This is a genomic window from Dactylosporangium sp. CS-047395 (assembly GCF_050942185.1).
Taxonomy (GTDB): domain Bacteria; phylum Actinomycetota; class Actinomycetes; order Mycobacteriales; family Micromonosporaceae; genus Dactylosporangium.
In genome coordinates this window covers 4,961,329-4,982,042 of the sequence record NZ_CP192015.1, presented here as the reverse complement: position 1 = coordinate 4,982,042, position 20,714 = coordinate 4,961,329, and the positions used below count along the sequence as shown (strand labels likewise).

The following is a 20,714-nucleotide window of genomic DNA, read 5'->3' as shown; positions in this document are numbered from 1 at the left end:
TTCAGCCGATCCGCCGGAGCGAGTCGCGGTAGAGCCGGGCCGTCTCGACGTACCGGGTGGCGTTGAGCCGCAGCAGGTCGGGGTCGTAGGCCTCGTCCCGGATCTTCGCCGGTACGCCGAGGGCCATGGTGCGGGGCGGCACGACGAACCGCGGCGGCACCAGGGCGGCCGCGCCGACCAGCGCGCCCGAGCCGATGACGGCGCCGGACAGCACGACGGCCTGCGAGCCGATCAGGGCGCCGTCCTCGACGACACAGCCCTCCAGGTGGGCCAGGTGCCCGACGACGCAGTGCGCGCCGACCGTCGTCGGGTGAAGGTCGTTCGCGTGTACGACCGAACCGTCCTGGATGTTCGTGCCCTCCCCGACGACGATGTCGTTGCTGTCCCCGCGCAGCACGGCGCCGGGCCAGACCGAGGCATCCTTGCCGAGCGACACCCGGCCGATCACGACGGCGTCGGGGTGGACGTAAGCGGACGGGTCGATCGACGGGACAAACGCACCAAGGGCATAGATTGGCATCCGTTCACAGCTCCAGCGACTTGCTGATGATGGTCTTCAGGACCTCGCTGGTTCCACCGTAGATGCGGGTGACCCGGGCGTCGGCGTACATGCGAGCAATCGGGAACTCCGTCACGTAGCCGTAGCCGCCGTGCAGCTGCAGGCAGCGGTCGACCACCCGGCCCTGCATCTCGGTGCAGAACAGCTTCGTCTTGGCCGCGTCGGCCGGGGTGAGCTCGCCGTCGAGGTGGGCCCTGACGGCGGCGTCGAGCAGGGCCTGCCCCGCCTCCAGTTCGGCGGCCATCGCGGCGAGCTCGAACTTGGTGTTCTGGAACTGCGCGAGGGGGCGGCCGAAGACTGTGCGCTCCCGGACGTACCGAATCGTCTGCTCGTGGGCGGTGACGGCCTGCGCGACGGAGCCGACGGCGATCGCGAGCCGCTCCTGGGCCAGGTTGTGGGTGAGCTTGGCGAAGCCGGTGCCCTCCGCGCCGAGCAGGTTGCCGACCGGCACGCGCACGTTGTCGAAGGCGAGCTCGACGGTGTCCTGGGTGGACAGCCCGATCTTGTGCAGCCGGCGGCCGACGGTGAAGCCCGGCATGCCCTTCTCGACGACGAGCAGCGACAGCCCGGCCCGGCGGTCGTCCGGGTCGCGGCCGGTGCGGACCACGACCACCACGAGGTCGGCCAGCTCGCCGCCGGTGATGAAGGTCTTGGCCCCGTTGACGACGTAGTGCTCGCCGTCGCGGACCGCGCTGGTGCTGATCCCGGCCAGGTCGGAGCCGACGCCGGGCTCGCTCATGGCGATCGCCGTGTAGAGCTCGCCGGAGGCCAGGCCGGGGAACCAGCGGGCGCGCTGGTCGTCGTCGGCGAAGGCGAGGAAGTACGGCAGGACGATGTCCAGGTGGGTGCGCAGCCCGCCCAGCGTCACGACCGCTCGGGCCGCCTCCTCCTGGATGACCACGTTGTACCGGTAGTCCGGCGTGCCGCCCCCGCCGAACGCTTCGGGGACGGCGAAGCCCATGATGCCGACCGAGCCGAGGGTGCGGAACAGGTCGCGGGGCACGATGCCGTCCTCGCGCCACCCTTCGTAATTGGGGACGACTTCCCGTTCCAGAACCGTGCGGACCAGCTGGCGGAACTGCTCGTGGTCGGGCCCGAACAACGTGCGGCGCATCGGCTCAGACGCTCTCTTCCGCCATCGGCCGGCGCTGCTCGTCGTGGTCCTCCCAGAAGATGACCTTGCGGTTGAGCAGGCCGAGCAGCGCGTGCACGGCCAGGCCGATCGCGGCCATCACCAGCAGCAGGGCGAACATCGCGTCCACGTGCAGCTGGGCGTTGGCCGTGAGCAGCATGTAGCCCAGCCCCTCCGACGAGCTGATGAACTCGCCGGTGATCGCGCCCAGCAGGCTGAACACGGCGGCGACCCGCAGCGCGGCGAAGATGAACGGCAGCGCGACCTTGACCCGCAGCTTCCAGAACGTCTGCCACTCCGAGGCCTGCAGCATCCGCATCAGGTCACGCTGCTCGCGGGTGGACGACTTCAGCCCGACGATGACGTTGACGAACACGGGGAAGAACGCGAGCACGGTCGCCAGGGCCATCTTGGGGGCCATGCCGAAGCCGAACCAGGTGATGAGCATCGGCGCGATGGCGATCTTGGGGAAGTTCTGGAAGGCGATGATGTACGGCGAGAAGCCCCGCTCCAGCACCGGTATGCGGGCCAGCACGGCGGCGACGATGATCGCGGCGACCGAGCCGAGCACGAAGCCGACCCCGAACTCGACCACCGTCACCCACAGGTTCTGGTAGAGCTCGGCGCTGCTGACCATCAGCCACAGCTCGTCGAGCACGTCGAGGGGGTGCGGCAGGATCAGCGACTCGACCTCGAACACGTCGACCGCGAGCAGCCAGGCGCCGAGCGCGACGACCGCGATGAGCGGGGTGACGATCAGCGTGGGGTGGCGGCGCACGAGCGAGCGGTTCGGCCGCTTGGCCGGCGGGGCCACGGCGGGGGGTGCGGCGGTGACGGTCATCCCACGGCTCCTCTGGCGTGCAGGTACCCACGGATGTGGTTGGTCAGGCGGGCCGCCTCGGGCGACTCCATGACGTCGAAGGTGCGCGGCCGGGGCAGGTCGATCGGGACCCGGTCGAGGATCTGCCCGGGCCGCCCGGACAGCACGACCACGACGTCGCTGAGGAACACCGCCTCGGCGATCGAGTGGGTCACGAACAGCGTCGTGGCGCCGGTCTCCGACCAGATCCGCAGCAGCTCGGCGTTCATCGTCTCGCGGGTCAGCGCGTCCAGCGCGCCGAACGGCTCGTCCATGAGCAGCAGGCTGGGCCGGCTCATGAGCGCGCGCACGAGGGCGGCGCGCTGCTGCATGCCGCCGGACAGCTCGCGCGGGTAGCGGTGCTGGAAGCCGTCCAGCCCGACCAGCTCCAGCAGGTCGGCGGCGCGCTGGCGGGCCTGCGGGGAGCGGTCCCGGGCCACGTCCGCGGGCAGCATGACGTTCTTGAAGATGGTCAGCCAGGGCAGCAGGACCGGCTGCTGGAAGACCATCCCGAAGTCCCGGCGGGGGCCCTCGACCGGCGTGCCGGCGACGCTGGTCGTGCCGCCGCTGCTGGTCTCCAGCCCGGCGACGATGCGCAGCAGGGTGGACTTGCCGCAGCCGCTCGGCCCGACCAGCGAGACGAACGAGCCCTGCCGGACCTCCAGGTCGATGTCGGTCAGCGCGACCACGTCACCGGCATTGGTGCGGAAGGTCTTGGACACCCCGCGGACCTCGACCCCGGGCGCCGCGCCGACGGCCGCGCCCGGTCCGCTTGCTTGCATGGTCACGCCGACCTCCATCAGCTTGGCGCCTTCACGGCGCGCACGGCCGTCTTGTCGAACTTGTTGATGTCGGGGATGAGCGAGCCGTCGTAGACCGCGCTGACCTCGACCGGCTTCTTGAGCTGCCCGTTGTCGGTGAGGTACTTGATGATGTAGGTCAGCTGGTCGTTGGTGACCGAGCCGTACTCGCCGTTGCTCGCCGCCTTGACGTTGACCAGCCGGGCCTTGACCTGCTCGACGCCGGTGGCCACGGCGGCCGCCTCGTCCCCGGCCGGCTTGGCGTCCGGGAACTTCTTGTAGTGCAGCTTGACCGCTTCCTCGGGGTTGGCCTGCATCCACTCGGTCGCCTTGGCCACGCCCCGGGCCCACGCGGTCAGCGCCGCCTTCTTGTTGGCCATGACGTTCTTCGTCGTGGCGGCGACGACGCCGATAACGAGCTTGTCGGCCACGGCGGTGTCGAGCACCTTGAGCTTCGCCCCGGCCTGCTGGTAGGTCACGATCGAGGTGTCGGTGTCGGCGATCGCCGCGACCTGGCCGCTCTTGACCGCGTTGGCGGCCTGGGCGCCGGTGCCGATCGCCACGAACTTGAGGCTGTTGGGGTCGACGCCGGCGTCGGCCGCGCCGGCCTTGGTGAACGTGACCGCGCCGCTGGCCAGGGTCGGCACCCCGATGTTCTTGCCCTTGAGGTCGGCCAGGCTGTTGACGCCGTTGCCCTCGGGGGCGGCGATGGTGACGATGCCGCGCTGGCTCAGCGAGTAGGGGATCACGAACGGCTGGCCTTCGGAGACCGGCGGGATGACCGCCTCGCCGGAGACCACCGCGACGTCGACCTTGTCGCCCACCATCGCCTGCAGGGCCGTGGCGGTGCCCTCGATGCGGGTGATCTCGACCTTGAGGTGGTCCTCGGCCCAGAAGCCGAGCACGTCGGGGAGCGAGGTGTACATGGCGGCGCCGGGCGAGAGCACCGCACCGGCGAACCCGAGCCGGATCGTCATCGTCTCGCCGGCGGCTCCGGGGGCGGCGGAGCCGTCGTCGTCGTCCCCGCACGCGGCGAGGGGTAACAGCGCCAGGGCGGCCAGCGCCGCGAGCGCCGTGCGCCTTTTCATTGTCGAGACCACCGAATTCCTCCAAGGGGCGAAAACAATTCCCGGGAATGCGCTCGCAATCATCGTCACGGGCGCCGGTAACGGTGGTCAACATTCGATTCGGTGAAGCGCATACCTACATCCACTGCATCCATAGCGCGGAAGTATCGGTCGCTTTCTAGGCGGCCGCGGAACGGGCCGCGCGGGCGTCGCGGATGCGGGCGTCGACCGCGGCCCCGGCGGCCACCAGGCCCAGCCCGCGGTCCTGCTCCTCCTGCAGGGCGGCGACCCAGCGGCGGGCGTCGGCGTGGATCACGTCGCTGAGCGCGCAGACCCCGACCGAGCGGTCGCCGGGGCGGCGCAGCAGCCGCAGCCGGCGCACCTGGGACGGGGCGATCTCCTGCACCACGGCCCCGCGGGCCTGCGCCTCGATGGCCAGGCGCAGGGTCAGGAACGTCGAGCCGACGCCGGCCAGCACGAGCGGGATGGTGGAGGCGGTGCGGGCGACCTCGACGACGACGTCGGCGGCGACGCCGCGGGCGGCCATCGCCCGCTCGACGTCGGTCCAGGCCTGGCCGCGCCGGTCACCGGCGATCATCGGCACGCCGGCGAGGTCCTCCAGCGGCACCGGCCCGGCCGCGCGGGGCGTGCCGGGCGGCGCCACGAGCACCACGTGCTGCTCGCTGACCAGCAGCTGCTCGAGCTCGTCGCAGACGATGGAGCCGGCGGTCAGGCCGAGGTCGCAGTCGCCGGAGCGGACCAGCTCGGCCACGCCGTCGTCGCTCTCGCTCTCCTCGACCCGCACGACCGTGTCGGGGTACTTGCGGCGGAACCGGCCGAGCCAGGGCGCGAGCGGGTCGGCCACGAGCCCGGCCCCGGCCGCGATCGAGACCTGCCCGGCGTGCAGCTCGCGGACCCGGATGACGGCGGCCTGGGCCCGTTCGAGGGAGCGCACGACCTGGCGGGCCGGGCCGACGAGGGCCTGCCCGGCCGGGGAGAGCACCAGGCCGCGGCCGACGCGCAGGAACAGGTCGGTGCGCAGCTGCCGCTCCAGGCTGCGGATGGCCTGGGACAGCGAGGGCTGGGACAGGTGCAGGGCCTTCGCGGCGCGGGTGACGCCACCGTGGTCGTGGACGGCCAGGAAGTACTCGAGCTGACGGACCTCGATGCTGCTCATCCCGCACCTCACGCATCATCGCCGGGTGTTGATGCGGGCGAGTGTTCCAGAATCGAGTCTGGTTTTCAACGGTTGTGTTAAATCCGTGTTGCGGGCATCGTGGCTGGTCAGAGCCAGTGATGACGATCGTGGTTACGGAGCGGGAAGAACCGGTTCTGCCGGCGGGAGATCCAGCAGCCGGCACGCGAGGGCGATCTCGAAGCGCGCCTCGTCGGCCGAGAGCAGGCCCGCGATCCAGTTGCGGGTGGCCGAGCCGAAGCAGCCGGCCACCACCCGCAGCACCATCCAGGCCTCGTAGCCGGGCGCCCCGTCGTGACCGTGCGCGATCACGCACAGCAGCCGCAGGTGCATCCGCTGGACCTCGTCGTGCGTCTCGCGGTAGTCCGGGTTGGTGCCGACGAGCACCCGGGCCAGCGCCGAGGTGATGTGCGGCTGGCGCTGCTGGGCGGCGAACTCGCGCAGCAGGTACTCCCCGACCCGCTGCCCGGGGGTGCTGCCGTCCAGGTCGATGTCGCCGCGCTGGACCCGGGCGAGGGCCCGCTCGAAGCGCGCCCGGGCCATGGCCAGCAGCAGGTGGTCCTTGGACGGGAAGTACCGGTAGACGGTGGCCAGGGAGACCCGCGCGTCCTCGGCGACCCGCTTCATCTGCAGCGCGTCCTCGCCGCCGGTGGTCAGCAGGGCCGAGGCGGTGGCGAGCACGCGGTCGCGCCGGTCGTACTGCGCCGGGGTCCGCGGCTGCGCCGGAGCCGCGACCGCTCGCACTGCGGGAGCCTTCACGTCGAACATCGTGGCATCATCGTCCCTCGAACCGCGCGGCCCGCCGCTCCCGGAAGGCCGCGATCCCCTCCTGGGCGTCGGCCGACAGCCGGTTCACCGACTGGGCCATGGTCTCCGCGGCCAGGGATTCCTCCACGCCGCGGGCGAACGAGTCGCGCAGCAGCTGCTTGGTCAGCCGGATCGCGACCGGCGGCCCGGCGGCCAGCCGCGCGGCCAGATCCGCGACCCGCGCGGGCAGCTCATCCGGCTCGACGACGTCCTCCAGCAGGCCCAGCTCGCGGGCCCGGGCGGCGTCGAAGATCTCCGGCAGCAGGGTCAGCCGGGTGGCCACCCGCAGGCCGACCAGCCGGGGCAGCAGCCACGAGGTGGCGAAGTCCGGCGACAGGCCGCGGGCCAGGAACATCGTGCCGAACCTGGCCCGGCTGCTGGCCACCACGAAGTCGCAGGCCAGGGCGAGACCGAAGCCGGCCCCGGCGGCCAGCCCGTCGACCTGCGCGATCGTCGGCTGCGGCAGGGAGACCAGGGCCTGACACGTGCGGGCGACCGCGGCCAGCTGGGCCGTGGGGTGCGGGGCGCGATCGCCGCCGTCCAGGTCGCCGCCGCTGCAGAACGCGCCGCCGGTACCGGTGACGATCACCGCCCTTGCATCGCTCGCGGCCACGTCGCGCAGGGCGGCACCGAGCTCGTCCCAGGCCCCGTAGGTCATCGCGTTGCGCCGAGCGGGCCGGTCGATGATCACCGTGAGGACGTCGCCGGCCCGCTCCACGCGCACGTCGCTCACGCCGCCACCCGCTGCACGACCGCCGAGCGGAGCGTCTTGCCGGCCGCGTTGCGGGGCAGCTCGTCGAGCACCACGATGCGGGCGGGCGTCTTGTAGCCGGCCAGGCGCGACCGGCAGTACGCGCGCAGCATCTCGGGGTCGGGGGCCCGGCCGGGCGCGGCGACCACGGCGGCCACCACGATCTGCCCCCAGCGCTCGTCCGGCAGCCCCACCACCGCCGCCTCGGCCACCTCGGCGTGCTCGACCAGGACGTTCTCGATCTCGGCCGGGAAGATGTTCTCGCCGCCCCGCAGGATCATGTCGTCCTTGCGCCCGGCCAGGTAGAGGTAGCCCTCGGCGTCCCGCCAGGCCATGTCCCCGCTGCGGATCCAGCCGTCGACGACCTTGGTCGCGGTCAGGTCGGGCCGCCCCACGTAGCCGCTCATCACCGTGTCGCTGCGGGTGTGGATCTCGCCGACCGTGCCCACCCCGACCTCGGCCCCGTTGGCGTCGCAGAGCCGCAGGTCGACCCCGAACATCGGCCGGCCGATCGAGCCGAGCAGGTGCGGGCGGCCGTCGAGCGCGGCGCGGTGGTCGGCCGGGCGCAGGATGGTCTGCCCGCCACCCTCGGTGCCGGCCCCGAACGTGTTGTACAGGTCGCAGCCGAACGTCTCGATCAGCCGCCGGACCAGCTCCGGCGGCATCGCCGAGCCCCCGTAGGCGATGCTGCGCAGCTGCGGGACCGGCCCGGCGTCGGGGTGGTCCAGCAGCGCCACGGCCATGCTGGGCACGAGCAGGCAGCGGGTCACCGTCCCGGCGCGCAGGCACCCGAGCACGGCCCCGGCCTCGAACTGCGGCAGCAGCATGAGCGCGGCGCCGCGGGAGATCGCGTAGTACAGCCAGCCCATCCCGGCCACGTGGAACAGCGGGGTGCCGGCGTACAGGCACTCCCCCGGCTGGAAGCCCTGCTCCAGCACGCCCTTGGCGGTGTTCGCCTTGAGCATCCGCTGGGTCTGCGCCACGACTCTCGGCGTGCCGGTGGTGCCGCTGGTCAGCATCCACAGCAGCACGTCGTCGTCGGCGGTGCGAGCCGGCAGGCTGGCCGGTCCGGACGCGCCGAACTCCTCGACAGTGGCGATCCCGGGCAGCGGCCGGTCCAGCGTCAGCACCAGCCGCAGCCCCGGCGCGGCCTGGCGCAACTGGTCGAGCAGGTGGGCGTACCGTGCCTCGATCACCAGCACCGCCGGGTCGGCCACCGCCGTCAGCGCGGCCAGTTCGGCCCCGGCCAGCCGGAAGTTCAGCGGCACCCCGATCGTGCCGGCCTTGAGCGAGGCGAAGAGGGTCACCGCGTAGCCGACCCCGTCGGTGCCGAGGATCGCGATCCGCTCCCCCTTGCCCACCCCGGCCGCGAGCAGCGCCGCCGCCAGCCGCGAGGCCCGCGCCTCCAGGCCGGCGAACGTCAGCGCGACGCCGTCGGGGGTCCGCAGCGCCGGATCGTCCGGACAGGCATGCGCGCCGATGGTCGGCCAGTCGCCCGGCCCGACCGAGGACAACGATCTCACTGCCGCACTCCCGACGTCCGACGACCATTTACCGAAACCGACGTTAGCCGCCCGGAAATGGGTGTCAAGGAAGCGGTCGATAGGCGTCCCCTATCAATTCGGCGGGCAGGAGTATTGGACATATCCGGGGCGAGCCGCAATGGTCGAGTGGTCGATCGTGAAATGGCGGCGGGAGAACGCATCGTGAATCTGGACAAGGCCACTGTGGTGGTGACCGGCGGGGCCTCCGGGCTCGGCCTGGCCACCGCGCGCCGGCTCGTCGCCGAGGGCGCGACCGTGGTGATGGTCGACCTGCCCACCGCGGCCGAGCTCGGCACCACCGAGGCGAAGGCGCTCGGCCCGGCCGCGACGTTCGTCGCCGCGGACATCACCTCGACCGAGGAGATGACGGCGGCCGTGGACGTCGCCCGGCAGCGCGGCCCGGTGCGCGGGCTGGTGCACTGCGCCGGGCGGGGCAGCGACCGGCTGCGCATCCTGGACAAGCAGGGCGTGCCCGCCCCGATCGAGGGCTTCGCCGAGGTGGTGCGGGTCAACCTGGTCGGCACCTACAACGTGCTGCGCCTGGTGGCCGCCGCGATCGCCGAGTCCGAGCCGGTCGACGGCGAGCGGGGCGCATGCGTGCTGACCGCGTCGGTGGCCGCGTTCGAGGGGCAGATCGGGCAGGCGTCGTACACCGCGGCCAAGGCGGGCGTGCACGGCATCACCATCACCACCGCGCGCGACCTGGCCAGCCGCGGCATCCGGGTCAACACGATCGCGCCCGGCGTGTTCGACACCCCGATGCTCGGCCGGCTGCGCGACGACCTGCGGGCCGGGCTCGCGGCGAGCGTGCCGCACCCGCGCCGGCTCGGGCAGCCCGACGAGTACGCGGCCCTGGCGGTGCACCTGCTCTCCAACGGGTACCTCAACGGCGAGACGGTCCGGCTCGACGGCGCGATCCGCATGGCGCCGCGCTGATGGACGTCCTCCTCGAGCGCCAGGGGCACGTCGCGGTCGTCACGGTGAACCGGCCGCACCGGCGCAACGCGATCAACCGGGCCACCGCCGACACCATCGCCGAGACGTTCGCCGCGCTCGATGCGGATCCGGGTGTACGGGCGGCGGTGCTCACCGGCGCCGAGGGCACCTTCAGCGCCGGCATGGACCTGCGCGACTTCCCCGAGCAGGGCCGCCCGAGCGTGCCCGGGCGCGGGTTCGCCGGGTTCGTGCAGTCCCCGCCGCGGATGCCGCTCGTCGCCGCGGTGGAGGGCTGGGCGCTCGGCGGCGGCTTCGAGATGGTGCTCGCCTGCGACCTGGTGGTGGCGGCCGAGGACGCCCGCTTCGGGCTGCCCGAGGTCACCCGGGGCCTGACCGCCCGCGGCGGCGGCGCGTTCCGGCTGCCGCGACGGCTCCCCTACGCCCTGGCCATGGAGCTGGTGCTGACCGGCGCCCCGCTCGATGCCAAGCGGGCGGCCGAGCACGGGCTGGTGAACCGGATCACCCCGCCCGGCGGTGCCCTGACGGCCGCGATCGAGCTGGCCCAGGCCGTGGCGGCCAACGCACCCTTGGCCGTCGCGGCCAGCGTGCAGGTGGCGCGGCGCAGCGCCGACTGGCCCGACGGGGAGTCCTTCGCCCGCCAGGACGAGTACTTCGACCCGGTCTTCGCCTCCGCCGACGCCGCCGAGGGCGCTCGTGCGTTCGCCGAGCGCCGGGCCGCCGTGTGGGCCGGGCGGTGAGCATGGACCTCGCCGAACGGATCCACGCCTTCGCGGCCGCCGAAGGGCTGGCCCGCCGCGATCCCGACGCCGACTCCGCCACCCCCGCCACTCCCGGCGACCTGGCCACCTCCATGGCGTTCCAGCGGCGGCTCTTCGACGCCGGGCTGGCCTGGTTCGACGGGCCGGTCGCGTTCGGCGGGGCCGGCCTCGACCCGGCCACCGCGGACGCGCTGCGCGGGGTGCTGTACGAGTATGAGCTGCCCGACCAGAGCTACTTCACGGTCAGCCGCCGCATCGTCGCCCCGACCATCCTGGCCCACGGCTCGCCCGAGCAGCAGCAACGCTGGATGCGCGCCCTGTGGCGCGGCGACGCCCTGGCCTGCCAGCTGTTCTCCGAGCCCGAGGCCGGCTCCGACCTCGCCTCGCTGCGCTGCACGGCGGTCCGCGACGGCGACGAGTGGGTCGTGAACGGTCAGAAGGTGTGGTCCTCGTGGGCCCACCTCAGCGACGTCGGCGAACTGCTCGCGCGGACCGGGGCACCGGCCGACCGGCACCGGGCCATCACGGCCTTTCTCATCGAAATGGACCGGCCCGGCATCACCGTCCGCCCGATCCGCCAGATCAACGGCGACAGCCACTTCAACGAGGTGTTCTTCGACGACGTCCGGATCCCCGACAGCGCCCGGCTGGGCGCGGTCGACCAGGGCTGGACGGTGGCGATGTCCACGCTCACCAGCGAGCGCACCGCGATGGGCAGCCGCGACAAGACCTACCTCAGCCGGCCGTACCGGCGGCTCCGTGCTCTTGCTCCTGAACCCGGCGACGCCGAGCGCGAACTGCTGGCCGAGGCCTGGATCCGGGAGCAGCTGGCCGGGGTGACCGCCGACCGGGTGGCCGCCGGCGCGGTGTCGCCGTCCATCGGCAAGCTGGCCCTCGTCGACGACCTGGGCTTCTACGGCCGCGCCGCCGCCCGGCTGCTCGGCCCCGACATGGTCGCGGACGCCGGCGCGCCCGGCTTCGGCACCTGGTCGGACTTCCTGCTCAGCTCCCCCGCTCAGCGCATCGCCGGCGGCACCGACCAGATCCAGCGCGGCATCGTCGCGGAACGGGTCCTGGGCCTGCCCCGGGACACCAGACACTGAAAGGACCGCAGCAGCCATGATGACCGGGGAACAGTACCGGCAGAGCCTCCGCGACGGCCGCCAGGTCTACATCGCGGGCCGGCGCATCGAGGACGTCACCGAGGAGCCGCTGCTGCGGCAGAGCATCGCGATGACCGCCGCCAACTACGACGAGTTCTACCGGCCGGGCGAGGACGCGTTCGGCCCGCTGTTCTTCATCCCGCACAGCGTCGAGGACCTCAAGTACCAGGAGGTCGAGCAGCTCAAGTGGGCCAACCCGACCCGCACCACGTCGGTCAGCCTGCTGATGCTCATGACCGCGGCCAGCCGCATCCGCGCCGACCTGCCCGACTACGCCGACCGCGTGATGGCCTACTTCGAGCACGCCAAGAAGGCCGATCTGCGCTGCGTGCAGACCATCACCGACGCCAAGGGCAACCGGGCGCTGTCGCCGATGAAGCAGGACGACCCCGACCTGTACGTGCGGGTGGTGAGCCGCGACTCCGGCGGCGTGACCATCCGCGGGGCGAAGCTGCACATCACCGGCGCCCCGATCGACCACGACCTCATCGTGATGCCGACCAAGCGGATGAAGCCCGGCGAGGAGGACTGGTCGATCGCGTGCGCGGTCCCGGTCAACGCGCCCGGTGTGAAGATCATCGCGACCACCTACGCGCCCCGGCCCGACCTGCCGGCCGACTACTTCCCCTACAGCGCCCGGCGCAACATGGCCGAGGGGTTCGTCATCTTCGACGACGTCTACGTGCCCAACGAGCGGGTCTTCCTCGACGGCGAGGTCGAGCACTCGGCCACCTTCGCCCACTCGCTGGGGCTGTGGGAGCGCATCGGCAGCGTCGCGCACTACGTCGAGATGGCCGACACGCTCGTCGGCATGGCCCAGCTCATCGCCGAGGCCAACGGGCTGCAGCGGGTGCCGCACATCCGGCAGAAGATCGCGGAGCTCATCAACTACGCCACGATGGTGCGGGCCGGGCTCGAGGCCGCGGTCAACAACGCCGGCTTCACCCCCGAGGGCTGGGCGTCGCCCGACGAGCTGATGACCAACGCGGCCAAGTACTTCGCCGCCGCCAACTACGCCGAGATGGTGCGCAACCTGCACGACATCGCCGGCGGCAGCGTGCTCACCGCGCCGATGCTCGACGACCTGAAGAGCCCGGAGACCGGCGACTTCGTGGCCAAGTACATGCGCACGATGCAAGGTGTGGACGCCGAGCACCGGATGCGGCTGTTCCACGGCATCCGCGACTTCACCGCCGACACCTTCGGCGGCTGGCAGAGCGTCACGATCCTGCAGGGCGGCGGCGGCCTGCACGCGCAGCGGCTCATCGTCGAGAAGCACTACGACATGCACCACGCGAAGGGGCTGGCCCGCAAGATCTGCGGGATCGAGGAACCGGCATGACGGTCGCCGCCGAGCTGGGCTCCGCGCTGCGCGAGTTCCTGGCCGCCCACGCCAAGCCCGTCGAGGGCGCCGAGCCGCTGTGGCCGCGGCTGCGCGACGAGCTGGGCCTGGACGGGCTGCTCGTCCCGGAGGCGCACGGCGGGCTCGGCCTCGGGACCGCCGAGCTGATCGCGGTCGCGTCCGAACTCGGCCGGGCGGTCGTCGGCGGCCCGTTCCTGCCCACCGCGGTCACCGCGGCCACGGTACTGTCCACACTCGACCTTCCCCCCGCCACCGCGACGACCCTCGCCCACATGCCGTTCCGCCCGTCCACGGTGGACGGTGGTGCGCGGATCACCGGCGTGGTCGGGCCGATCCTGGCCGCGCCCGGTCCCCTGCTGGTCCCGGTCGGCGATCGCCTGCTGCTGGTTACGGACGGTTTCACCCTTTCCCAGCTGCCCTCACTCGATCTCAGCCGGCCCGCGTTCCGGGTCGGCTTCGAGGCGACCCCCGCGGTTGTCCTGGCCGAGGGTCCCCAGGTCGCCGCCGCGATCCGCCGGGCCGAGGTCGCCACCTGGATCGCGCTCGGCGCCGAGTGCCTCGGGGTCGCCGGGCACGCGCTCGAACTCACCGTCGAGCACGCCAAGAGCCGCCACCAGTTCGGCCGGCCGATCGGGGCGTTCCAGGCGATGCAGCACAAGCTCGCCGACCTCGCGGTGACCCTGGAGGTGGCCCGCTCGGCGGCCGAGTTCGCGGCGCGCGGCGACGGGGACGGCGACGGCGACGGCGACGGCACTGAACGCGCCGCGCACGCCCTCGCGGTCAAGGCGTCCGAGGCCGCCGTGACCATCACCACCGAGGCGATCCAGCTGCACGGCGGGATCGGCTTCACCTGGGAGTACCCCGCCCACGTCCTGCTGCGCCGCGCGCACGCCGCCGCGGTGCTCGCGGGGACGCCGGACCAGCACCGGCGCGCCCTGTTCGCCCTGGTCGACGAGGAGTGACCATGAGTAGTGTCCGGTTCGTAGCGCCCGCGGCGGTCATGGGCGGAGGCTTCTCCACCAGGTCCTTCCGCGCGGCGCTGGAGACCAAGCCCGACTTCATCGCCTGCGACGCCGGCAGCACCGACTGGGGCCCCTACTACCTGGGCGCCGCCGCGTCCTGGGCCGGCTACCGGCAGACCCGCCGCGACCTGGAGCGGATGGTGCTCGGCGCGCTGGACATCGGCGCGCCGCTGCTCATCGGCTCGGCCGGGTTCACCGGCAGCGACGCCGGGCTCACCTGGTTCCGAGGCATCGTCACCGACATCCTGGCCGCGCACGGGCGCACCGCCCGGATCGCCACCATCCGCACCGAGCAGCCGAAGGACTGGGTGCTCGGGAAGGTCCGCAGTGGACGGACGTGGGGCCTGGACGGGCGGCCCGAGCTGACCGAGGAGGGCGTCGAGCAGGCGGCTCGGATCGTGGCCATGATGGGCCCGGAGCCCTACGCCGAGGCCCTCGACGCCGGGGCGCAGATCGTGCTCGCCGGGCGCTCCTCCGACGCCGCCATCTACGCCGCGGTACCGCTCATGCGTGGCATCGCCCCGGGCCCCGCCTGGCACATGGGCAAGACGGTCGAGTGCGGGTACGCCATCGAGGAACCGATCGGCGCCGGCGAGTGCATCGTGGGCGAGGTCGACAACGAGGGCTTCACCGTCCGGCCGGTCGGCGGCAAGTCCCGCTGCACCGTGCGGTCCGTCGCCGCGCAGATGCTGTACGAGAACGCGACGCCGTACCTGCTGCGCGAGCCGCCGGGCACGCTCGACACCTCCGGCGCGCGGTACATCCAGGTCGACGAGCACACCGTGCGCGTGGTCGGAGCGACGTTCACCCCGGAGCCGTACAGCGTGCGCCTCGAAGGTGTGGAGCGGCTCGGGTACCGCAGCATGTGCCTGTTCGGCGTGCGCGACCCCGCGGTGGTGGGCAACGTGCGGGAGTACACGAGCGCCATCACCGACCTCGTGCACCGCACCGCCCGCGACCGGTACGGCCTCGACGAGGGCTCGTACACGTTCGGGTTCCGCCGGTACGGCTACGACGCCGTGCTGGGCGACGCCGAGCCGAACGCCGCCGGCGGATACGCGGGCTGCTACGAGATCGGCCTCGTCGCCGAGGCGGTCGCGGCCGAGCAGGAGCTGGCGCACGAGATCGTCTCCGGGGCGATGCCGTTCTTCATGCACGGCGTGCGGGTGCCGGGCGTGGCCAACTCGGCCAACGGCGCCCTGGCCTACGCGCCCTCCGTGGTCGACGTCGGGCCGGTGTTCAACTGGAGCGTGTGGCACGCGGCCGCGCTCGACCACCCCATGGAGCCGTTCACCCTCGAGGTCTCCGACTCTTTCGTGAAGGAGCTCGTATGAGCGACATCCGCTCGGAGTGCAGCACGTTCCGCACGCGCAACGCGGGCGCCTTCCTGGTCTCGGCCGACATGGTGTTCAAGACCGAGGAGTCGTACGTGCGGTGGCGCGACTCCGGGGCGATCAACGCCGAGGCGGTCGCCGCGCTGCTGCACGTCGATCCGGCCACCGTGCAGGTCATCGACTACCCGGCGGCCAACGCCATCAAGGTGACGCTGCCCCGCCGGACCGTCGCCGGCGGCCCCGACGACACCGACCTGGACAGCGCGGCCCAGTTCGTGCCGCTGCTGTCGCTGCGCCTGCCGTGAGCTCGCCGCCGGCCGGCCCGCTGGCCGGGGTCCGGGTGGTGCTGCTGGCCGGGGCGGGGCCGTCGCCGTTCGCCGGGATGCTGCTGCGCGAGCGCGGCGCGGAGGTGATCCGGGTCGACCGACCCGGCGCCGGCGACGGGGTCTCGGGGCTGCCGGTCGGGCTCGACTCGCGGTACACCGGCGTGCGGACCGTCACCGCCGACCTGAAGACGGCGGCGGGCCTGGCGACGGTCCGTGGGCTGGTGGCGGAGGCCGACGTGTTCGTCGACCCGTACCGCCCGGGCGTCGTGGACCGGCTCGGCCTCGGCGCGGACGCGTTGTGCGCCGAGTTCCCGGCGCTCGTCTACGTGCACATGACCGGCTGGGGCCACGACGGGCCGTGGTCGCAGCGGGCCGGGCACGACATCAACTACCTGGCGATCGCCGGCGCGCTGTATCCGACCGGCCCGGCCGGCCACCCGCCCCTGCCGCCGCTGAACCTCCTCGCCGACTTCGGGGCCGGCGGCACGTATCTGGTGATCGACGTCCTGGCCGCACTGCTGGACCGCACCCGCACCGGCCGCGGCGCCGTCCTCGACGTGTCCATGGTGGACGCCGTGCACTCGCTGACCACGCTGCTGCACGACATGCGCGCGGCCGGGCTGTGGACCGACGAGCGCGAGTCGAACATCTTCGACGGCGGCGCCCCGTTCTACCGCACGTACCGCACGGCCGACGGCGGGTTCGTGGCCGTCGGCGCCATCGAACCGGCGTTCCACCGGGCGCTGCTGGCCACGCTCGGCATCGACCCGGCCGGCTGGCCGCAGCACGACCGCGACCGCTGGCCCGCCCAGCGCGCGGAGCTGGCCCGCGTCTTCGCGACCCGGACCCGCGCCGACTGGGAGCGGGCGTTCGCCGGGGTCGACGCCTGCGTCACCCCGGTGCTCACCCCGGCCGAGGCGAAGGAGTTCCGGGCATGAGCCACTCGCTGCAGGACGTGACGACCCTCCAGGCGCTGTACTGCCGGGGCGTCGACGACCGCGACCCCGACCTGCTGCGCTCCATCATCGCCGACGACGTCGAGTTCGCCGGGGCCGACGGCGTGCACACCGTCGGCGTGGACGGGTTCCTCGGCGTGTTCGCCCGCTACTGGACGGCGAACCCGGGGCCGGTGCTGCACATGGTGTCCAATGTGGAGCTGCTCGGCGACGAGGTGCGGTCACTGTTCCACGCGGCCTCGCGGGCGCCCGGCGGGCCGATCGTGCAGACCTGGGGCCGGTACCGCGACCACGTCGCCCGCGCACCCCACGGCGGTCTCGTGTTCACCGCGAAGCGGGTGCTAGTAGTGCACCGCGGCTGACGTCCCGCCCGACACGGTCAGCACCTGGCCGGTCAGGCCCGAGGCGGCGGCGGAGGCGAGAAAGATGACGACGGCCGCAACCTCGGCCGGTTTCACGAACCGGCGCAGCGACTGCCGGGCCGCCAGCTTGCGCAGATAATCTTCTTCGCCGGTACCGTCCGGCGCCCCCGCCAGCAGCATCGCCCGCACCTCGGCGGTGAGGACCACGCCCGGCTGCACGACGTTGGCGGTGATCCCGTCCGGGCCGAGCTCGCGGGCCATCGAGTGGGTGAGGTGGACGAGCGCGGCGTTGCGCACGCCGGAGCTGACGTTGTGCCGGGCGATCCTCGCCGCCTCCCCTCCGACGTTGACCACCCGCCCGGAGCCGCTCGCCCGCAAATGCTCCGCGGCGGCCCGGACGACCCGCAGGTAGCCCACGATCTTCTCCTCGAAGTCGGACCGCAGCAGGGTGTCCGTGGTGCTGAACAGGCCGTCGGGGACGCCGCCGGAGACCCGGGCCGCGTTGTTCACGACCACGTCGAGGCCGCCGAGGGCCGCCGCCGCCTCGGCGACCGCCCGCTCGCAGCCCGCCGGATCGGTGATGTCGGCCGCGTGTACGGACCTGGCCGGCAGGTCGGCGGCGGCCTCGGGGTGCCGGCACAGCACCGCGCAGCGCGCGCCGGCCGCCGCGGCCGCCTCGACGATCGCCCGGCCGATGCCGCGGGAGCCGCCCGTCACCAGGACCCGGCGCCCGTCGAGCTGGGTCATGCGACGAGCTCGACGATGCTGGCGTTGGCCATGCCGCCGGCCTCGCACATGGACTGCAGGCCGTACCGGATGCCGTGGTTTCGCATGTGATGCAACAGCCTCGTCATCAGGATCGCCCCGGAGGCGCCCAGGGGGTGGCCGACGGCGATCGCGCCGCCGAGCGGGTTGAGGCGCTCCGGCTTGGCCCCGGTCTCGGCGAGCCAGGCGAGGGGCACGGACGCGAACGCCTCGTTGATCTCGAACGCGCCGATGTCGTCGATGCCCAGCCCGGCCCGGGCGAGGACCTTGTGGGTGGCGGGCCACGGGGCGCCGAGCATGACCACCGGGTCGGCGCCGAGCACCGAGCCGCTGTGGAAGCGGGCGAGCGGGGTGAGGCCGAGCGCGCGGGCCCGCTCGCCGGTGGTGACGAGCAGGGCGGCGGCGCCGTCGGAGATCTGCGAGGCGTTGCCGGCGTGGATGACGCCGTCCTCGCGGAAGGCGGGCTTCAGCGCCGCGAGGGTCTCCACGGTCGACGTGCGGCGGATGCCCTCGTCGGCGGTGAGCGGGGTGTCCGGCAGGGTGACGAGCTGCCCGGCGAACGCGCCGGCGTCGGTGGCCTGCGCGGCCAACGTGTGCGAGCGGACCGAGAACTCGTCCAGGGCGGTGCGCGACAGCCCGTAGCGCTCGGCGAGCATCTCCGCGCCCTCGCCCTGGCTGAACGACTCGCGCTGGTAACGGGCGAGGACCCGCGGGCCGTACGGCATGCCGGTGGCCCGGGCCGAGCCCAGCGGTACCCGCGACATCATCTCCACGCCGCCCGCGATCACCAGGTCGGCCATTCCGGACAGCACGGTCGCCACCGCGAAGTGCAGCGCCTGCTGGCTGGAGCCGCAGGCGCGGTCGATGGTCATGCCCGGCACCGCCTCCGGGAAACCGGCGGCCAATGCGGCCATCCGCCCGACATTGGTGGACTGGTCACCGAGCTGGTTCACGCAGCCGAACATCACGTCGTCGACGTCGGCCGGGTCGATGCCGGTGCGGGTGACGAGCGTGGTGAGGACCTCACTGGCCAGGTCCACCGGGTGCCAGGGGGCGAGGGCGCCGTTGCGCTTGCCGATCGGGGTACGGACGGCGTCGACGATGACCGCATCACTGGATTCCACGCTCCCATGACAGCCCCTGCCCTGCCGTGGGCACAAAGACGTACCGTCCATCGGTCGATAGGCGCCGCCAATGCCCGCGCTCAGGCCCGTTCGAGGGGCAGCTCGGCCGACAGGTGGGTGCCGTAGCCGCGCGGGCTGTCGACCACGAGGGTGCCGCCGATGGCCTCGCAGCGGTCGGCCAGGCCGAGCAGCCCGGTGCCGCGCCGCGGGTTGGCCCCGCCCTGGCCGTCGTCGTCCACGGAGAGGTACAGGCCGCTGCCCTTCACCCGCACGCCGACCCGCACCAGCTCGGCGTCGGAGTGCTTGGCCGCGTTGGTCAGCGCCTCGGCCACCACGTAGTAGGCGGCGACCTCGACCGGCTCGGGCAGCCGGCCGTCGAGGTGCACGTCGAGCTCCACGGCCACGGCCGAGCGGCGGGCCAGGGCGCGCAGGCCGGGGCGCAGGCCGCCCTGGGTGAGGATCGCCGGGTGTACCCCGCGCGAGAGCTCCCGCACCTCCTCCACGGTGCCGTTGATGCCCTGCACGACGTCGGCGAGCTCGCGGCGCACCCGGGCACACTCCGGCGGGACGTCGGCCTCGATCCGGCGGATGTCCAGGGCGAGGGAGATGAGCCGCTGCTGGACGCCGTCGTGCAGGTTGCGCTCCAGCTCCCGGCGGGACTCGTCGGTGGCGAGCACCAGCCGCGCCCGGGACGCCACCAGCCCGGCGATCTGGGCGAGAGTGACCGCCTGGCGGATCACCAGCAGCGCGAGGACCAGCGAGGCGACGGCGGTGACCGCGGTGTCGGCCGGGGCGCCGCCGAGCCGCTGCCCGACGAGGACCACGCCCATCGCGGTGACCGGGAGGTACGGCAGCACCAGCCGTCCCCAGCGCGGCTCCGGGCGCACCGCCCAGCCCGGCGCGTCCGCCGGCGCGGTCATCGCCGCCACCGCCACGAGGGCGAACCCGGCGACGAAGCCGAGGTCGGCCGCCGCGGGCATCGAGTCGGCTCCGGTCGCCACCTGGTAGGCGAACACGCTGTCGCCGAGGGACAGGAAGAACAGCCCGGCGCCGAGCACCGAGAGCTGGACCTGGTTGGCCCGGCCGATGAGCAGCACCACGATGACGGTCAGCACCAGGTCGGTGATCGGATAGGCCATGGCGATGACGTACTCCGCCCGGCTGGCCGCGCCGGCCCGCATGACCGGGCCGAGGACCGTCACCCAGCTGATCACGAACAGCGCACCGACGATGACGAGCCCGTCCAGGACCATCGCCGCCCGCCCCGGCATGTGCCGCGGCATGCCGGGCACGGGCCGGTCGGCGGCCAGCGCGACCAGGGCGGCAAGGGCGAACACCGGCAGGATGAGATAGCCGGCGTCGGCGAGTGAGGGAGTGGGCAGGCCGACGTTCTCCCACAGCTGGTACCACGACCAGAGCAGCTGCCCGAGCAGCCAGCCGAACGCCCCGGCTCCCATCCACAGCCGCCACCAGCGCTGCCGGCCGGCATGTCGAGCGGCGGTGATCCAGCAGGCCAGGACCGCGGCCAGCGCGGCCAGCGTCTGGGCGAGATCGTCGACGAGCAGTGACCACCACGGGTCGAGCACGCCCGTGGTGTCCAGACCGGCGACGACGGCCACCGACCCGGCGGCGACCGCGAGCAGCACCGGCAGCGACCGGTGATCAGACGCCACGGCAGCTACGCTACCGCGCTGAGGTGGCCGTAAAACGCACCGCTCGGCATGCGCTTTTCGCCCTAGCGCGGATAGCCACCTGCGGCATCACCGATTCGCTGTCCATCGAACGAACACCACGCCCCTCCGAACGGCCCATCTGTTGTCCCAGGGCAGCGGCCTGACCAGCGACGTCCCCGCCGACTGTATTCACGAGC

General features: G+C 73.0%; 21 protein-coding genes. 9 read left to right on the top strand and 12 right to left on the bottom strand.

Translation table 11 applies throughout. From position 1 onward, the window contains the following. Nucleotide 1 precedes the first annotated feature (1 nt). From ACQP00_RS23465 to ACQP00_RS23425, 9 genes are all read right to left on the bottom strand, one after another. Nucleotides 2-520, bottom strand: a complete 519-nt coding sequence (locus tag ACQP00_RS23465) for a gamma carbonic anhydrase family protein (RefSeq protein ID WP_433222437.1) — start codon at nucleotides 518-520, stop codon at nucleotides 2-4. Between the two features lie 4 nt (nucleotides 521-524). Beyond that, nucleotides 525-1,673 (bottom strand): acyl-CoA dehydrogenase family protein, encoded by a 1,149-nt coding sequence (locus tag ACQP00_RS23460; RefSeq protein WP_433222435.1) that lies wholly within the window; start codon nucleotides 1,671-1,673, stop codon nucleotides 525-527. Between the two features lie 4 nt (nucleotides 1,674-1,677). Next, complete coding sequence (locus ACQP00_RS23455) at nucleotides 1,678-2,532, bottom strand: ABC transporter permease (protein WP_433222433.1); 855 nt, start codon at nucleotides 2,530-2,532, stop codon at nucleotides 1,678-1,680. Beyond that, nucleotides 2,529-3,332 carry an ABC transporter ATP-binding protein gene (locus tag ACQP00_RS23450; RefSeq protein ID WP_433223963.1) on the bottom strand — a complete coding sequence of 268 codons (804 nt, stop codon included), beginning with the start codon at nucleotides 3,330-3,332 and terminating at the stop codon, nucleotides 2,529-2,531. The genes ACQP00_RS23455 and ACQP00_RS23450 overlap by 4 nt, the downstream gene beginning before the upstream one ends. Nucleotides 3,333-3,349: 17 nt before the next feature. Next, nucleotides 3,350-4,438, bottom strand: coding sequence for an ABC transporter substrate-binding protein (locus ACQP00_RS23445; RefSeq protein ID WP_433222431.1), 1,089 nt, complete (start codon nucleotides 4,436-4,438; stop codon nucleotides 3,350-3,352). 157 nt (nucleotides 4,439-4,595) lie between these two features. Next, complete coding sequence (locus tag ACQP00_RS23440) at nucleotides 4,596-5,594, bottom strand: LysR family transcriptional regulator (RefSeq protein ID WP_433222429.1); 999 nt, start codon at nucleotides 5,592-5,594, stop codon at nucleotides 4,596-4,598. Between the two features lie 132 nt (nucleotides 5,595-5,726). Beyond that, complete coding sequence (locus tag ACQP00_RS23435; RefSeq protein ID WP_433222427.1) at nucleotides 5,727-6,371, bottom strand: TetR/AcrR family transcriptional regulator; 645 nt, start codon at nucleotides 6,369-6,371, stop codon at nucleotides 5,727-5,729. A 16-nt stretch (nucleotides 6,372-6,387) separates the two neighbouring features. Further along, complete coding sequence (locus ACQP00_RS23430) at nucleotides 6,388-7,152, bottom strand: enoyl-CoA hydratase/isomerase family protein (protein WP_433222425.1); 765 nt, start codon at nucleotides 7,150-7,152, stop codon at nucleotides 6,388-6,390. After that, nucleotides 7,149-8,693, bottom strand: coding sequence for a class I adenylate-forming enzyme family protein (locus tag ACQP00_RS23425; protein WP_433222423.1), 1,545 nt, complete (start codon nucleotides 8,691-8,693; stop codon nucleotides 7,149-7,151). Before ACQP00_RS23425 ends, ACQP00_RS23430 begins: the two co-directional genes overlap by 4 nt. A gap of 183 nt (nucleotides 8,694-8,876) precedes the next feature. On the opposite strand from ACQP00_RS23425, the gene ACQP00_RS23420 reads away from it, so the two are divergent. From ACQP00_RS23420 to ACQP00_RS23380, 9 genes are read left to right on the top strand one after another with little or no spacing between them, the layout of a single operon-like run. After that, nucleotides 8,877-9,650 carry an SDR family NAD(P)-dependent oxidoreductase gene (locus tag ACQP00_RS23420; protein WP_433222421.1) on the top strand — a complete coding sequence of 258 codons (774 nt, stop codon included), beginning with the start codon at nucleotides 8,877-8,879 and terminating at the stop codon, nucleotides 9,648-9,650. Then, a complete protein-coding gene (locus ACQP00_RS23415; RefSeq protein ID WP_433222419.1) occupies nucleotides 9,650-10,408 on the top strand; it encodes a crotonase/enoyl-CoA hydratase family protein in 759 nt (252 codons plus the stop codon). The genes ACQP00_RS23420 and ACQP00_RS23415 overlap by 1 nt, the downstream gene beginning before the upstream one ends. A gap of 2 nt (nucleotides 10,409-10,410) precedes the next feature. After that, on the top strand, nucleotides 10,411-11,532 hold the full coding sequence (locus tag ACQP00_RS23410; RefSeq protein WP_433222417.1) for an acyl-CoA dehydrogenase family protein: 1,122 nt from the start codon (nucleotides 10,411-10,413) through the stop codon (nucleotides 11,530-11,532). Nucleotides 11,533-11,548: 16 nt separating this feature from the next. Next, a complete protein-coding gene (locus ACQP00_RS23405; RefSeq protein ID WP_433222416.1) occupies nucleotides 11,549-12,934 on the top strand; it encodes a 4-hydroxyphenylacetate 3-hydroxylase N-terminal domain-containing protein in 1,386 nt (461 codons plus the stop codon). Further along, the gene (locus ACQP00_RS23400) at nucleotides 12,931-13,917 is read left to right on the top strand and encodes an acyl-CoA dehydrogenase family protein (RefSeq protein WP_433222414.1); all 987 of its coding nucleotides are present in this window, start codon (nucleotides 12,931-12,933) and stop codon (nucleotides 13,915-13,917) included. Before ACQP00_RS23405 ends, ACQP00_RS23400 begins: the two co-directional genes overlap by 4 nt. A 2-nt stretch (nucleotides 13,918-13,919) precedes the next feature. Further along, complete coding sequence (locus tag ACQP00_RS23395; protein ID WP_433222412.1) at nucleotides 13,920-15,311, top strand: acyclic terpene utilization AtuA family protein; 1,392 nt, start codon at nucleotides 13,920-13,922, stop codon at nucleotides 15,309-15,311. Continuing rightward, nucleotides 15,308-15,616 carry a DUF4387 family protein gene (locus tag ACQP00_RS23390; RefSeq protein WP_433222410.1) on the top strand — a complete coding sequence of 103 codons (309 nt, stop codon included), beginning with the start codon at nucleotides 15,308-15,310 and terminating at the stop codon, nucleotides 15,614-15,616. The genes ACQP00_RS23395 and ACQP00_RS23390 overlap by 4 nt, the downstream gene beginning before the upstream one ends. After that, nucleotides 15,613-16,575, top strand: a complete 963-nt coding sequence (locus ACQP00_RS23385; RefSeq protein ID WP_433222409.1) for a CaiB/BaiF CoA transferase family protein — start codon at nucleotides 15,613-15,615, stop codon at nucleotides 16,573-16,575. Before ACQP00_RS23390 ends, ACQP00_RS23385 begins: the two co-directional genes overlap by 4 nt. Continuing rightward, complete coding sequence (locus ACQP00_RS23380; RefSeq protein ID WP_433222407.1) at nucleotides 16,572-16,955, top strand: nuclear transport factor 2 family protein; 384 nt, start codon at nucleotides 16,572-16,574, stop codon at nucleotides 16,953-16,955. Before ACQP00_RS23385 ends, ACQP00_RS23380 begins: the two co-directional genes overlap by 4 nt. Here ACQP00_RS23380 and ACQP00_RS23375 read toward each other — a convergent pair. The 3 genes from ACQP00_RS23375 to ACQP00_RS23365 form a co-directional block, all read right to left on the bottom strand. Next, nucleotides 16,935-17,702, bottom strand: coding sequence for an SDR family NAD(P)-dependent oxidoreductase (locus tag ACQP00_RS23375; RefSeq protein WP_433222405.1), 768 nt, complete (start codon nucleotides 17,700-17,702; stop codon nucleotides 16,935-16,937). The genes ACQP00_RS23380 and ACQP00_RS23375 overlap by 21 nt on opposite strands. Further along, nucleotides 17,699-18,844, bottom strand: a complete 1,146-nt coding sequence (locus ACQP00_RS23370; RefSeq protein WP_433222403.1) for a thiolase family protein — start codon at nucleotides 18,842-18,844, stop codon at nucleotides 17,699-17,701. Before ACQP00_RS23370 ends, ACQP00_RS23375 begins: the two co-directional genes overlap by 4 nt. Before the next feature lie 80 nt (nucleotides 18,845-18,924). Next, entirely contained in the window at nucleotides 18,925-20,517 is a 1,593-nt protein-coding gene (locus ACQP00_RS23365) for a sensor histidine kinase (protein WP_433222401.1), read from the bottom strand. Between the last annotated feature and the right edge of the window lie 197 nt (nucleotides 20,518-20,714).